The organism is Halovenus marina, from assembly GCF_051414115.1.
Lineage (GTDB): Archaea > Halobacteriota > Halobacteria > Halobacteriales > Haloarculaceae > Halovenus > Halovenus marina.
On the sequence record NZ_JBLKNZ010000001.1, the window covers coordinates 577,512 to 591,570 of the forward strand.

The 14,059-nt window shown below is 62.4% G+C and carries 11 protein-coding genes; 7 read left to right on the forward strand and 4 right to left on the reverse strand.

Annotated features, from left to right (window positions below):
* Positions 1 to 148: 148 nt before the first annotated feature.
* From ACMGFL_RS02975 to ACMGFL_RS02990, 4 genes are all read left to right on the forward strand, one after another.
* Complete coding sequence (locus ACMGFL_RS02975; RefSeq protein ID WP_436934049.1) at positions 149 to 1,363, forward strand: aminotransferase class V-fold PLP-dependent enzyme; 1,215 nt, start codon at positions 149 to 151, stop codon at positions 1,361 to 1,363.
* Between the two features lies 1 nt (position 1,364).
* The gene (locus ACMGFL_RS02980; RefSeq protein WP_436934050.1) at positions 1,365 to 2,429 is read left to right on the forward strand and encodes a glucose 1-dehydrogenase; all 1,065 of its coding nucleotides are present in this window, start codon (positions 1,365 to 1,367) and stop codon (positions 2,427 to 2,429) included.
* Positions 2,430 to 2,474: 45 nt separating this feature from the next.
* Positions 2,475 to 3,524, forward strand: a complete 1,050-nt coding sequence (locus ACMGFL_RS02985; protein WP_436934051.1) for a hypothetical protein — start codon at positions 2,475 to 2,477, stop codon at positions 3,522 to 3,524.
* An 88-nt stretch (positions 3,525 to 3,612) separates the two neighbouring features.
* The gene (locus ACMGFL_RS02990; RefSeq protein ID WP_436934052.1) at positions 3,613 to 5,022 is read left to right on the forward strand and encodes a sensor histidine kinase; all 1,410 of its coding nucleotides are present in this window, start codon (positions 3,613 to 3,615) and stop codon (positions 5,020 to 5,022) included.
* 21 nt (positions 5,023 to 5,043) lie between these two features.
* Here the strand turns inward: ACMGFL_RS02990 and ppc are convergent, their stop codons facing one another.
* The 3 genes from ppc to gfcR form a co-directional block, all read right to left on the reverse strand.
* Positions 5,044 to 7,737, reverse strand: a complete 2,694-nt coding sequence (gene ppc / locus ACMGFL_RS02995) for a phosphoenolpyruvate carboxylase (RefSeq protein ID WP_436934053.1) — start codon at positions 7,735 to 7,737, stop codon at positions 5,044 to 5,046.
* Positions 7,738 to 7,800: 63 nt separating this feature from the next.
* The gene (gene trmB, locus ACMGFL_RS03000; RefSeq protein WP_436934054.1) at positions 7,801 to 8,889 is read right to left on the reverse strand and encodes an HTH-type sugar sensing transcriptional regulator TrmB; all 1,089 of its coding nucleotides are present in this window, start codon (positions 8,887 to 8,889) and stop codon (positions 7,801 to 7,803) included.
* Between the two features lie 32 nt (positions 8,890 to 8,921).
* Entirely contained in the window at positions 8,922 to 9,551 is a 630-nt protein-coding gene (gfcR, locus tag ACMGFL_RS03005) for a transcriptional regulator GfcR (RefSeq protein ID WP_436934055.1), read from the reverse strand.
* A gap of 120 nt (positions 9,552 to 9,671) precedes the next feature.
* Here gfcR and ACMGFL_RS03010 point away from each other — a divergent pair, with 120 nt between their 5' ends.
* From ACMGFL_RS03010 to ACMGFL_RS03020, 3 genes are all read left to right on the forward strand, one after another.
* Positions 9,672 to 10,940: an HAD family hydrolase gene (locus ACMGFL_RS03010; protein ID WP_436934056.1), complete on the forward strand. Its 1,269-nt coding sequence runs from the start codon at positions 9,672 to 9,674 to the stop codon at positions 10,938 to 10,940.
* A 244-nt stretch (positions 10,941 to 11,184) separates the two neighbouring features.
* Complete coding sequence (locus tag ACMGFL_RS03015) at positions 11,185 to 12,081, forward strand: hypothetical protein (protein WP_436934057.1); 897 nt, start codon at positions 11,185 to 11,187, stop codon at positions 12,079 to 12,081.
* Positions 12,082 to 12,332: 251 nt separating this feature from the next.
* Positions 12,333 to 12,518: a hypothetical protein gene (locus ACMGFL_RS03020; protein ID WP_436934058.1), complete on the forward strand. Its 186-nt coding sequence runs from the start codon at positions 12,333 to 12,335 to the stop codon at positions 12,516 to 12,518.
* 42 nt (positions 12,519 to 12,560) lie between these two features.
* On the opposite strand, the gene ACMGFL_RS03025 is transcribed toward ACMGFL_RS03020, so the two are convergent.
* Positions 12,561 to 13,973 (reverse strand): single-stranded DNA binding protein, encoded by a 1,413-nt coding sequence (locus ACMGFL_RS03025; RefSeq protein ID WP_436934059.1) that lies wholly within the window; start codon positions 13,971 to 13,973, stop codon positions 12,561 to 12,563.
* Positions 13,974 to 14,059: the final 86 nt, after the last annotated feature.

Consider the following 14,059-nt stretch of genomic DNA (forward strand, 5'->3'; position numbering starts at 1 on the left):
ATCCTGTCAAGAGAAGTCGTCTCGACCGAAATAAGTGTACCGGCTGTTCTGTCGGCTGATTGGTGCGTCTGTCGACCTGCGCTCGACTGATCGCTCGCTGCTCGGAATATCAATTATGTTTAAACCCGGGGCAACCAAACGCACCTGCATGAAAGAGGAGTCCGTGTACACGGAGTTTGACGTCGCTCCTGTCGTCAACGCGGCAGGGACGAAAACCCGGATCGGGGGAAGCCGGATCCGGACGGAGGCACTGGAGGGGATGAACCGCGCGGCCGAGGACTTCGTCCGTCTGTCGGACCTGCAGGCCGCTGCGAGCGACCGGATCGCCGAGGTGACGGGGGCGGAGGCTGGCTACGTCACGAACGGCGCGGCCGGTGGACTCGTGCTCGCGGCCGCGGCCGCAATCGCTGGCGACGACCCCGGCGCGATGAGTCGCCTCCCGGATACCGAGAGCCGGCCCGACGAGATCATCATGCCTCGGACACACCGTACCGCGTACGACCACGCACTCCGGACGGCGGGGGCGACCATCGTCGACATCGGCGCGAACGACCGGCATCTCGACACCGGGTCCCGCAACACCGAACCCTGGGAGTACGCCGACGCTATCTCCGAGGACACCGCCGCAATCGGGCACATCTACAAGTCCTACAACGGGCCACCGCTCTCGACCGTGTGTGACATCGCGCACGAGCACGACCTGCCGGTCATCGTCGACGCGGCCGCGGAGGTGCCGCCGGTCGACAACCTCTCGTGGTTCACCGAGCAGGGCGCAGATCTTGTCGCATTCAGCGGCGGCAAGGCGATCCGCGGTCCACAGACCGCTGGCATCCTCGCCGGTCGGGAGGATCTTATCACCTCGGTGGCTCGCCAGCACCTCGACATGCACGCCGCAGACGAGGTGTGGGAGCCACCACAGCGGTTGCTCAAGGCCGACGAACTCGACGGCGTGTTCAAGCAGGGGATCGGCCGCCCGCTGAAAGTCGGCAAGGAGGAACTCGTCGGAATGCTGCGGGCGCTGAACGCGTTCATCGAGGAGGACCAGGAAGCGCTGCTCGCGGAGTGGTGGGAACGCTCTGAGTACGTCGCCGAGACGCTTGGCGACCTCGCGGGTCTCTCGACCGACATCGACGACAGCGCCCGGTCAGTCGCGCCGACGGTCGGGGTGACCGTCGACGAGTCTGCTGCGGGCCAATCGGCCGCCGACCTCGTGTACGCGCTCCGGCAGGAAGACCCGAGAGTCTTCGTCGGCGGCGACGGCGTCTCGGCGGGAACGTTTTCGATCAACCCGATGTGTCTGACCGACGAGGAGACCGACTACCTCCTCGACCGCATCGAAGCACACCTCACGGAGGAAGCCTAACATGAAAGCAATCGCAGTCAAGCGGGGGGAATCGAGGCCGCGAGTGATCGACGTCGAGCGACCGAACAGAGAACCGGGTGAAGTGCTCGTCCGGACGCTCAGAGTCGGCATCGACGGCACCGACCACGGCGTCATCGAGGAGAGTCACGGCAACTTCCCCGAGGGCGAGGACTACCAGATCCTCGGCCACGAGACGGTCGGCGTCGTTGAGGAGGCTGGTGACACCGACCTCGATGAGGGACAACTCGTCGTCCCGACGGTGCGGCGACCACCTGCGGAGGGGACAAACGAGTACTTCGAGCGCGGCGAACCCGACATGGCTCCGGCGGGTCACTACGTCGAACGCGGCATCGTCGGCGCGCACGGGAACATGTGCGAGTACTTCACCAGCGAGCCACAGTTTCTCGTCCCCGTCCCCGAGTCGTTGGCCGAGACGGGCTTTCTCGTCGAACCGATCAGCAACTCCGAGAAGGCGCTGGACATGATGTACGCCTCGCGGTCGACCTTCGAGTGGAACCCAGAGGCGGCAATCGTCCTCGGCAACGGCCCACTTGGCCTGTTGACGCTCGCGATGCTCGACGACCACGTCGACCGCCAGTACTGTCTGGGTCGGCGCGACCGGCCGGACCCGACACTCGACATCATCGACAAACTCGACGCGACGTACGTCGACTCCCGCGAGACGCCGGTCGACGAGATTCCCGAAGCTTACGAGCCGATGGACATGGTGCTCGAAGCGACCGGCTACGCGAAACACGCCTTCCAGACCATCGACGCGCTGGGGGCAAACGGCGTCGGCGCACTGCTCGGCATCCCCGACGACTGGGACTTCGAGGTCGAGGGCGGCCGACTCCACCGCGAGTTCGTCCTCGAGAACAAGGCTCTGCTCGGTAGCGTCAACTCGCACGTCCCGCACTTCGAGGCGGCCATCGAGACGCTCCAGTCCTATCCCGACTGGCTCGTCGACGATATCATCACCCACGTCTACGAACCCGAGGAAGTCGACGCGGCCTTCGAGACCGGCGACGACCGGATCAAGGTCGTCATCGAGTTCGACTCGCTGTAAGGCCAATCCGAACGCCTAAGGATCGAAAAGCGCAGACTGCAGACGATGCTCGAAAAAGGAACGAGTTACTTCGGCGTCCGCGACCCGAAGCACGCCGAGACGGATCTCGACCGGTTCGAGGAGGAGGGACTCAACGCAATCTTGCACACGTTCAGCGAGCGCGACCGGGAGTACTTCTACGACCTGCGAGACGACCTCGACCTCGGGTACGACGGTGGGGCGGGAACGATGGAACAGATCGTCGCCGCGAGCAAGGAGCGGGGGTTCCGCGTGTACGTCAACCCGTGGGCGGTCGGGCGCGTGTTCGGCGGTGAGGCCTTCTCTGAGTTCATCGGTCGGAACCCCGAGTCGTGCCAGCGACTCTCGACCGGCGAGCGCGTCCCGGCGGCGTGTTTCAACGACCCGACGTTCCGGGAGTTCATGCGCGAGTGGACGCGCGACGCGGCCAGTCTCGGCGCGGACGTGCTCTTCTGGGACGAACCACACTGGTTCATCCCGGAGTGGCACGGTGAGAACGTCCCCGAGGGCGCGTGGACGTGTCGGTGTGAGAGCTGTCAGGCGGCCTATCGAGAGCGCTACGACGAGCAGATGCCCGCGACCCAGACTGAACGCGTCGACGAGTTCCGCGAAGCCATGCTCGTCGACTTTCTCGAAGAGATGATGGAGATAACCCACGAGGCGGGTGCTAAAAACGCCGTCTGTCTGCTGCCGAGCGAGGACGCGGAACACGGACTGCGCGACTGGCAGCAAATCGCTGAACGCGACCCGCTGGACATCCTCGTCACCGACCCGTACTGGAACATCTTCGACCACGCGGACTCCGCCGAGACCTTTGTCTCCTATTTCACCGAGAAAGTCGTCTCGCTCGCCGACGAGTACGACCTGGAGAGTCAGATCTGGATCCAGGGCTTCGCGCTCGACGGCGACCCGGAGACCGTCGAGGCGGTCCGAACCGCGACACGTGAGGCAGTCGACGGCGGCGTCGACAGCGTCTTCATGTGGGGGTACGACGCCTGCCGAACCGTCTCCAGCATCGCCTGTGAGGACCCCGAGGCCGTCTGGGACGCCCACCTCGACGAACTGCCGGACTCGTAGCTCGGCTGCCAACGTCCGATCTTGGCTATGCACGACCCGTTGGGAAAGTGACAGAGCATTTAAGAAGGGCTGAACGAAAGAATGGATAATGGGGGAGCCGATACGCGTTCTCCACGTTGACGACGATCCCACGATCTGTGAGTTGACCTCGGAGGTACTCACAGACCACAGCGACCGGATCGAGGTGACGACGACGACCGATCCGGCGGAGGCGCTCGATATTGTCGAATCAGCGTCGATCCAGTGTGTCGTCTCCGATTACGAGATGGGCGAGATGGACGGTCTCGAACTGCTCACCGACGTTCGGACCGCTCATCCGGATCTGCCCTTCATTCTGTTCACCAGCAAGGGAAGCGAGGAAGTGGCGAGCGACGCAATCTCGGCGGGCGTCACTGACTATCTCCAGAAGGGGACGGGTGTCGACCAGTACACGGTGCTCGCAAACCGTATCGAGAACGTCGTCGAGAAGTACCGCGCCGAGCAGAACCTCCAGCAAAGCGAGGCGGAACTGCGCAGAAAGAGCAAGATGCTCGACGTGATTCTCGACCACGTTCCGCTTCACATCTACATGAAAGACGAGGAGGCCCGCCACACGTGGGTGAGCGACTACTTCATGGGTTCGAACGACCAGATCGGCAAGACCGACCCGGAGTACTTCGACCAGGAGTGGGCCGAGGAGACCTATCAGGAGGAACTGGAGATCATCGAGACGGGCGAGCCGATCATCAAACAGGAGCGCTACGATCCCGCACGGGATATGTGGGTGCTGAACTCGAAGGTGCCCTGGAAAGACGACGACGGCGAGGTCGTCGGGCTTGTCGGGGCGACCTGGGACATCACCGAACGCAAGGAGATGCAGATCGAACTCGAACATCAGAAAGAGCGTCTGGAGACGCTCATGGGGGCGCTGTCACACGATATGCGGAACACGCTGCAACTCGCCCAGACCAACCTCACGCTGTACTCGAACCAGGGTGACCAGACACACCTCGAAACGCTCGAACGCACCCACGAGCGGATGGAACAGATCCTCAACGACACGCTGACGCTCGCCCGAAACGGGAAGTCCATCGGGGAGACAGAGCCAGTCGACTTGGAGACGATTGCGGAAAAGAGCTGGGCCACGGTCGATACGCAGGGGGCAACGCTCGTCGTCGATGGGACACTCTCGTTCGAGGCAGACCGGTCTCGCCTCCAGCAACTGTTCGAGAACCTCTTTCACAACGCGGTCCAGCACGCTGGCGAAAACGTCACGATCACGGTCGGTGCCAACGACGCGAGCTTTTACGTCGAGGACGACGGGGCGGGCGTCCCGCCGGAGGAACGTGAGACAATCTTCGAGGTCGGGTACACGACGTCCGACGACGGAACTGGCTTCGGCCTCGCAATCGTCGAGGCGGTCACCAGCGCGCACGGCTGGGAGATCACTATCGAGGACGGTGACGAGGGCGGTGCCCGATTCGTCATCGACGGCGTGTCGACGCTCGCGCGCGTCTGACGACGCCTGTCCGAGCCAGTGTCACCCGGTGTTTTTCATCCCTGCGGCGATGCCTTTGACAGTCAGACGGAGGGTTCGCTCTTCGGTATCAGTTCGGTGGGTCTGGGCGAGCAGATGCGTCTGCAGGAGGTTGAGCGGGTCGACGTAGGGGTTGCGCCGCTCCAGCGACTCGCGGAGCCAGTCGCGCTCGATGGGCGATCCCCGGCCGGTGATGTCGGTGACCAGTTCGATGGTTCGCTCGTACTCGTCGGTGATGCGCGGGAAGAACTGCTCGCGGAGTTCCGTGTGCGCGAGGTCGGCGTACTCGTGTGCAATCTCCATGTCCGTCCGGCCGAGCGCGAGCGCCGCGTTGTCGAGTCGCGTGCGGAAGAACGGCCACTGCTCGTACATCTCCTGCAGCGTCTCGATGTCGCCGCCGTCGTCGAGATACGCGCTGATCCCGGTGCCGAGTGCGTACCAGCCGGGGAGGATACAGCGGGACTGTGTCCAGGAGAACACCCACGGGATCGCCCGAAGGTCCTCGACGTTTCGCTCGCCCGACCGGGAGGCTGGTCGCGAGCCCATGTTTAGGTCTTCGATGACAGTAATCGGTGTCGCCTGCTCGAAGTAGGAGACGAAGCCCTCTGTCTCAAGTAGATCGAGATACTCTTCGCGTGCGGCCGCTGCCATCTGATCCATGGCGTCGATCCACTCCTCATTGATATCCTCGTCCGGCGTTTCAATCGCTCGGTGACGCGACCGGATCTGGGCGTTCAGCATTTGCTCGATGTTGCGCTCTGCGATCCGGGGGTTGCCGTACTTTTCGGAGATAGCCTCCCCTTGCTCGGTGAACTTCACCTGGCCGGTGATCGTCGAGTTCGGCAAGGAGAGCAGGGCGTCGTTCATCGGCCCGCCGCCGCGGGAAATCGACCCGCCGCGGCCGTGGAACAGCCGCATCGTCACGTCGTGGTCGTCACAGATCTCCGCGAGTCGGCGCTGGTTCTTGTACAGCGACCAGTTCGCGGCGAGAAAGCCGTTTTCCTTGTTCGAGTCCGAATATCCGAGCATGATCTCCTGGAGGCCGCCGCGTGCCTCGATGGCCTGGCTGTAGGCCTCGTTCTCGAACAGCGTCCCCATAATCTCGCGTGCGCCCGACAGCGCCGACTCGGTTTCGAGTAGGGGCACGATGTCGAGTCCGCAGTGACCGGGGAGTTCGACGACGTCGGCCTGGTCGGCCAGAAAGAGCACTTCGAGTACGTGTGAAGGCTCCTCTGTCATCGAGATGCAGTACGTGTCGATCGTCTGGACGCCGAACTCGCGGTGCCAGTCCGCAAGCCGGTCGAAGCGCTCACAGACACGCTGTGCGGTATCGGAGAGCCCGGTCGGGTCCTCGAGATCGATGATCGGCTCGGCTTGCAAGATCGCATCGGTCAACACCTCGATGCGCTCGTCCTCGGAGAGGTTCTGGTAGTCGATCCCCTGTCGGTCGAGCGTCTCGGCGACCGCTTCGGTGTGGTTTTCCTGGTGGTCGCGAAGGTCGAGTGCAGCGAGTGCAAATCCGAAGGTGTCGACGCGGCGAGCCAGCGGGTCGACGTGTGCCTCGGCGACAACATCGGCATTATTGTCTCTGAGGCTCTGGGCGATCACCTCCAAGTCCTCCTGCAGTTCCTCGACATCTTCGTAGCCGCCGGGGCGGACGTCACCGACGCGGTCCAGCCGTTCACGCATCAGACGGAGCTTCTGTCGGTACGGCTCGTCGGGGTAGCGGTCCTCGGCTTCGGCGGCGACGCCGGGAAGCTGTTCCCGGCTGAGCGCGAGCGACCGCTCGAACTCCCGGCCGACGTCGAGACGGCTACCGTCCTGACTCAGCACGCCCGACAGTTCCTTGAGGTCCTGCCGGTACCGTTCGAGCACGACTCGGCGCTGTCGTTCGAGCGTCGTTTCTGTCACTTCGGGTGTGACGAAGGGGTTTCCGTCACGGTCGCTGCCCGCCCACGAGCGAAACTCGAACAGCTTCGGCACGTCTACCTCACCGAACTCCCCGTCGAGTGCGTCCTCGAGTTCGTCGTAGATCTCCCCCACCACGTCGTAGAGGGTGTTTTCGAGATACCACTGGACGTTTCTGGCCTCGTCTTCCGGCTCCGGGCGGCGATTCCGGACCTGTGGCGTCTGCCAGAGACTCGTCACCTCGGCGTCGATGTCCCGCTCGACGTGACCGCGCTCCTTGTCCGTGAGGTGACGCTCATCGAGCGTCTCGATGTGGTTCGCGACCTCGCGGAGCTTGGATTTGACCGTTTTCCGGCGGGCTTCGGTCGGGTGGGCAGTAAACGTCGGCTCGATCAGCACGTCGTCGAGAACGGATTCGACGTCTGTCGCCTCGAGGTCGTCCGCAGCGAGTTCTTCGGCCGCCGTTTCGAGGCTGTCTTCGAGTGTTCCCTCCTGCGACCCCTCTCGAAGGGCGCGGACGCGCTCGCGCTCCTCAGCGAGGTTAATCAGCTCGAAGTAGGTCGTGAACGCTCGTGCGACGACGCTTTGCTCGTCCGGTGAAAGCCCTTCGAGTGTCCCGTGGAGTGGCTGTCGGCTGTCGAGTTCCCCGTCACGGTAATCGATTGCGGCGGTTCTGAGCTCCTCGACCGTCTCGAAGTCACCCCGCGATGCCTGCTGTTTCAGTACATCCCCCAGCAACGCTCCGAGTTCGCGGATATCCTGACGGACAGTCCGGTTGTGGAGTGTCATATCGCCCGCGTACACAGTGGCGGGATGAAAACCCACCGGTCTGGAAAGCAAATGGTCCCGAACTCACCGCCGCCGGGTCGACCCTGACTCCCGACTCAGGTCGAACTCGGGCGGTTCGTCCTGTCCAATCGCGATATCGTAGGCCTCGATATCCTCGAGCGCGGCTAGCTGTCCCCCGACATCGATCCGACCCTCGGCCGTTTCGAGCGTCAGCGCGGCGGTTTCCTTGTTCGTGCTGACCGACGCGTCCACCACGCGTCCGCTGACGGTGGTCCACTCGCCGGTTTCGACGTTTCGCCCGCGTACTGTCGCGTAGAAGGTTCCCTCGACTTCGAGCAGGTCCTGCACACAGCGGCGCATCGTCCCGTATCGCCGGGGGAACTGTTGCTCCCCCGACACGTCCATGAGTTGCTTCGCGGAACTCCAGACGACGGTGTTGAGCACCGCGGAGACGAGAAAGCCGAGCTTCGAGCGATTGAGGACGACACCGTAGTTCTCTCGGTCGCCGCGAACTCCGCCGTGTGGCGTGTACACGGCGTAGCTCCCGTCAGCGACGGCGACGACTGGCGTCGTGACACCGCGGCGCGCGCGCGCCACCGTCGCGACCCGGCTGTAATCGTACTCCGCAGGGTCCGGGACGTCGACTGCGGGCGAGACGAGTAGCTCGACCCGGACGTCGGCGTCGCGACACGCGGCCAGATCGCTCTCGAAGCGGGCGAGCAAGTCGGGCGTCAGCGACAGCACCAGTTCGTGTTCCGCCGACGTGATCACGTCTTCGAGATATCTGCGGACGGTCTGCTGTGAGCTGATGAGTGTGACTGCCTCCGAGTTTCGGGCTGGCGCGCGAAAGCGCTCGGAGAGCGTCTCGACGAGCTCTGACAGCGTCTCACGGACGTCCGCAAACGCCTGATCGGGGTCGACCGCGACCACTCGCATCGGACGCGACTCGTGCAGTTCGACGAGACCACTGTCGGCTAGATTCCGAACGGTGTCGTAGATCCGTGGCTGTGGGATGTCTGCCTGGTCTGCGAGGTCGGTGGCCGTCAGGCTCCCCTGTTCGAGTATCGTGATGTAGGCGCGGGCCTCGTACTCGCTGAAATCGAGCCGGGCGGCGACCGCTTCGAGCCGTTCGGACATCTCCTCGTCGACCATACGTACTCAACGGGGAACCAACGGATAAACGACTAGGAGTTACCGACAGCGATTGCCTGAACCAGTGAGTAGACTGGCACTTCACGCAGCGCGTCCAGCCCGTGCTTGTCGACCAGCACCCCGGAGGCGACCGGTTCGCCGCCCCTGTCGCGGATGGCGTCTATCGTCTCCTCCATGGTCGTCCCACTCGTGATGGTGTCGTCGACGACGTAACACCGCCGCTCGCGGATCTCCGCGAAGTTCCGCGAGAAGGTCCCCTGCAGGTCCTCGATGTCGCCTTCCTCCCAGTGGTGTTTCCGCGGCACGTAGGTCGCGATGTCGGCTTCGAGTTCGCGCGCGACGACGGTCGCAATCGGCGCACCGGCTTTCTCGATGCCGACGACCAGATCCACGGTGTTGTCGGTCTTCTGTAGCAGGTCCGCGAGCGCTTTCCCGATGTAGCTCAGGCGCATGGAGTCGCGACCGACCGCGCTCCAGTCGACGTGGATGTCTGTCGGTCGCGCGACCTGATCGGCGTCCGATTGCTGGGGGACTGTCCCGCGTTCGACGAGCCACTGGGCAGTCTCCCGCGAGACGTTCAGTTCGTCTGCGATTTCGCCCTTCGAGAAGCCCTGTTCGGCGAGTTCCTCGGCCCCTTCTAGAAGGTCATCGATGTTTTTCATCACCTCCCCCTTGCTGTGCCTCGATAATAATGCCTTGCACGGCTGGCGTGCCGAGTGACCCGTTCGTGTGGAAAGACATTTCCCGGATTCGGCTCCAAGTGTAAGTAACCTACCTGCCCCATGGAACTGTACGACCTGCTCTACCGCCTGTACACGGAGTTCGACACGGAAACGCTGCGGAGCAACCAGAAGTTCGTCGACCTGCTGCCGCCGCTCGACTCGCCGCTCGCGCTCGAACAGTGGCAGAGCGTCAAGTCGGACCTGGCAGAGCGACGCGGCGCAATCGAGCGCGCGTTCCAAGAGAACGGCGAGGCTCTCGCGACGATTGCTGCACACGCCACCCGCGACCAGGCCTTCACCGCGCTCGACCTCTACTCGAAACACGGCCGTGCGATCAACGTCCTCGTCCTCGACGTCGACGAGACGCTCCGGTCTGCGGGCAACACGGACAACGAAATTCCCCGAGAGACACTCCATCTGCTGACACAGTTTCACGAGTCCGGTGTGCCAATCGTCATCTGTACGGGGCAGACGCTGGAAAACGTCAAGGGATTTCTGATCCAGGGGCTGGGCAACGAAATCGTCTATTCGGGGCGGACGAGCATCGTCTACGAGGCCGGAACCGGCGTGTTCACGCCCGAGCACGGCCCACGCACCAAGCAACTGCTCTACGAGGAACTCGACGACACCATCACGGCGATTTTCCGGGGCTTGCGCTCGTCGGTGCTCTCGGAGGCTCCCCAGCCGCTCCGGGAGACCTGCCACCTGCAGGGCAACGAGTTCAACGTCACGCTCAAGCCAAACTCCGAAACGGGGAGTCAGCAGGCCCACGAGGTTATCGACGACGCGCTCGTGTATCTGATCGATCTGCTCGGTACGCGCGTCGCAGAGCAGCTAGAAGCCGAATCCGCGCACTCTGGGGGGACGGTCGACTCCCCCGGCGAACTGGCGCGTGCATACTACGCCGCGGAGGACCCCGAAATCGCAGATGTGCTCGAATCGAACGACGCTGAACCGTCGCTGTCGACCGCGGACGTTCCCGGAGCCTACGAGGACATCTTCGAGCGCATCGATGTCGCTTACTACGCGGGCGATGCGGCGGAGATCGGCTCGCTGGAACTCAACAAGGTCGAAGGTGTCAAGCGGGCCTTCGACGTGCTCGGCGTGGACGACCCGTTCGCGCTGGTGATGGGCGACTCGAAAAGCGACCTGCGCGTGATGCAGTGGCTCGCCGACATCGACGGCGGACTCGCCGCCGCGCCGACACACGCCTCCGAGCAGGTACTCGAACACGTGCAGTCGACGGACGATCTGGTATTCGACCAGGGCGACGCCGCGCAGATGCTCCGGATCGCATTCGCGCTCAACGCAATTGTCGAACTGGAGTGAGGAGATAGAAAGTACCCCTGCCTATATTTCTCATCTGTACTTTTTATGGATACTCCTATTCTAGTAAACTGAGTAAGAAACAAGTAAATCAAAAAATGTATTTGGAAGTGATTAGAAGCGAACGACGGGGGACAGAGACCGAATGTCCAAAAATAAGTCGCGCGCTGATTCGTACAGTGACCAACTAAACGACGAAGTATCCGATGGCGGAGGGTGTGCCGAAACGTGGGAAACCCTGAGCGGGATGCGCGAACAAACAGAGCGGCGTGATTTTCTCTCTCACGTCGGAAAGACACTGGGTATTCTCGCGATCGGTGGCAGTTCGGCCGCTTCTACGGCTGCAGCGGAGGATACAACCCCAGATGAACCAGAGATAACAACGCTTGAAGGTGAGGAACGGGAACAACTGCTGCGACGGGCAAATCGATCAGAGGATGTCAGACAAGTCGTTCGCTTCCTCGATGAGAAGCCGGAACCGTCTGCAGTGTTCACATTCGACAACCAAGACCGATACGGTGTCACGTTCGGGACTCATGAGGGAGAGGGAACCGTGATCAACTACCGAGAAGGTGAATCAGTTGACGGGGGTTCAACTGCAAGTGGTGGAACCCCGATGGGCGACGGGGTCCGTTCCGTCGAGACCTCGGAAGGTTCGATGATGTCAATAGGTACGCAGTATGTTCGTAATGTCGCGGCAAGAGTCCCAGGTAGTGCCTTCGAGGATGTCGAAGGGTCACCAGCGAAGGAGCAGTCGGTATTCATTCAGGAGATAGACGGCTCGAACCACTTCGATCTGTATGTACCAATCGTTCAGAATGACGAGGTGGTTGATCGACTTGTGTATTCCTCTGGATTGTCAGGGGAAAAAATGGAGTTGGTCGACGCTGAGAGTGGATACACGAACAACGGTAAGGTGTCTCCACTGGGACATAAGGGGTGTGACCCAGTAGTCGGTTGGCTCTGTACAGACTATTGTACTATCCTTTGCGCGAGTGTCGCTGCAGTTTCGGCAGCTGGTTGCGCTGCAGCATGTTCCGGAACGATAGCCGGGATCCCGCTAAGTGTAAGCTGTGCAACGTTTTGTGGATCGGTAGCAGGGTCAACATGTTATGAAACTTGCGAGACTCTTGCAGGACACTGATAATGAGCGCAATACAGACCCTGGAACTGAACAATCTGACCCTCGCGATAGTTTATGGACTTGCAGTGGCCATTCCAACGTATAGCATCACCGTACTGCTTTCGGGGTCTGCTAAGGAATCGTTAGATTTTGGCATTCTTACATTCGTTTTTACAACTGCTGTAATACTGTTGATGAGATGGTATTCGGGATAGATATCAACGTGAATGGATCACGAGAGTACTGAGAAAAATAGGAGCGATCCCTTCGAGATGGAATTACTTGTCAAGACCGACGGCGGACTCGCCGCCGCGCCGACACACGCCTCCGAGCAGGTACTCGAACACGTGCAGTCGACGGACGATCTGGTATTCGACCTGGTATTCGACCAGGGCGACGCCGCGCAGATGCTCCGGATCGCATTCGCGCTCAATTCGATCGCCGAACTGGAGGGCTGACCTGCAATCCCCACACACGACGATATCTCCGTTCTGCCCTGTCTACAGCAACTCGTCGGCGTCCAGTCGGTCGCCATCGAGTTGGCCGCGGGCGGTGACTTCCTCGCCGAGTTGGAGCCGGGCGTCGGTCTCGACGGTCATCGTCTCGGTGCCGTCGTCGAGCACAACCGGATCGCCGGTCTGGACGACCGTTCCGGTGAACGACACCGTCTCGCCCGAGTCGGCGTCGACCTCATCGTCGGCCGACTCGCTCGGGCTCTCGCCATCTGCGAACGCGTCGAGTCCGGCTCCGCCGTCCGAGACTGCCGGTTCTGACTCCTCGCTTGCGGTGGCTGTTGACTCCTCGGCGGGGTCCGCTCCGTCTGCAAGCACTGTCACGGCGGATTGCCAGCCAGCGGAGGCCTCTAGGTCGTCCTGCCAGCCGTCCTGAATCTCCGCGTCGGTGATGAGGATCTCGTCGCCCGGCGTTACGTCCCGGTCGGCTTTCTCCCCCCACAGTGCGACGCGAATATCCCCCGAATCGTCCTGCAGACGGACGTTTCGCACCTGCCCCTCGGAGCCGTCGTCCCTGTCGAAGGTCCGTTTCGGGTCCGTCGACCGAACGACGCCAGCGATGTCGACGGTTTCACCGATGTCGACGTCGCCAATCGGTGTCGTTTCGGGGTCGTACTCGACCGTCTCGTCGACGACTCTCACGGCACCCCGGTCTCCGACGTGCAGTTCCAGATCCCCGTCGCGCTCGCGGACGTAGCCGTCGACGATTTCGACTGTCTCACCGGGGTCGAGTTCGGTCGCCTGGTCTGCCTGCTCGTCCCAGAGCGTCACTCGGACTCGGCCAGTCTCGTCACCGAGCGCGAGGTTCGAGACTTTCCCCTCGGAGCCGTCGTCCCTGCTGAAGGTTCGAACGGAGTCGGTGTCGAGCACGAGTCCGACCAGCGCGACGTCTGACTGACCGAGCGTCAGCGACTCGATGGTCGACTCGCCCAGGTCGACGTCGATGTCCGCGTCGTCGTGTTCGGCCTTGTCGACGCTTACTTCCAGGCCGCTGTAGCCGTCCGTCGGGCGACCCTTGACTCGCAACACGTCGCCCGCCTCGACGCCGCCGTCGTCGACCTCGACTGCGCGCTCGTCCCAGAATGCCAGTCGAATCTGTCCCGTTTCGTCCGCCACATCGACGTTGATCACCCGCCCGTCTTCGTCGTCGTCGCGCTCGAAGGTTCGCAGGTCGCCGACCGAGACCACCTTCGCGAGAAACTTCACCTCGTCCATCTCCGTTTCGATGTCCGAGATAGTCTCGACTTCCCCGTCCGCGAGTTCGTGCGCGAGGATCATTGCCGCCGTCTCCTCGTCCGCGAGGCCGTCCATCTGGTCGACCTTCTCGGCGACGGCCTCCCGAAACTCCGCCTCGGACACGTCCGCGTCGATGTCCTCGTAGATATCCTCTATCGCACCCATTACTGTCAGAAAGGCACGGCTGGATGCCGCTTAAGCGTTGTCGTTGGTCGCTCGGTGCGTCGGGTCGTCCGCTCGCCGTCTACTCC

Coding starts and splice junctions, on each gene's coding strand:
- ACMGFL_RS02985 (WP_436934051.1), top strand. CDS start 2,475: ATGCTCGAAAAAGGAACGAGTTACTTCGGCGTCCGCGACCCGAAGCAC.
- ACMGFL_RS03020 (WP_436934058.1), top strand. CDS start 12,333: ATGGAATTACTTGTCAAGACCGACGGCGGACTCGCCGCCGCGCCGACA.
- ACMGFL_RS03015 (WP_436934057.1), top strand. CDS start 11,185: ATGCGCGAACAAACAGAGCGGCGTGATTTTCTCTCTCACGTCGGAAAG.
- gfcR (WP_436934055.1), bottom strand. CDS start 9,551: ATGAAAAACATCGATGACCTTCTAGAAGGGGCCGAGGAACTCGCCGAA.
- ACMGFL_RS02980 (WP_436934050.1), top strand. CDS start 1,365: ATGAAAGCAATCGCAGTCAAGCGGGGGGAATCGAGGCCGCGAGTGATC.
- ppc (WP_436934053.1), bottom strand. CDS start 7,737: ATGACACTCCACAACCGGACTGTCCGTCAGGATATCCGCGAACTCGGA.
- ACMGFL_RS02990 (WP_436934052.1), top strand. CDS start 3,613: ATGGGGGAGCCGATACGCGTTCTCCACGTTGACGACGATCCCACGATC.
- ACMGFL_RS03025 (WP_436934059.1), bottom strand. CDS start 13,973: ATGGGTGCGATAGAGGATATCTACGAGGACATCGACGCGGACGTGTCC.
- ACMGFL_RS03010 (WP_436934056.1), top strand. CDS start 9,672: ATGGAACTGTACGACCTGCTCTACCGCCTGTACACGGAGTTCGACACG.
- ACMGFL_RS02975 (WP_436934049.1), top strand. CDS start 149: ATGAAAGAGGAGTCCGTGTACACGGAGTTTGACGTCGCTCCTGTCGTC.
- trmB (WP_436934054.1), bottom strand. CDS start 8,889: ATGGTCGACGAGGAGATGTCCGAACGGCTCGAAGCGGTCGCCGCCCGG.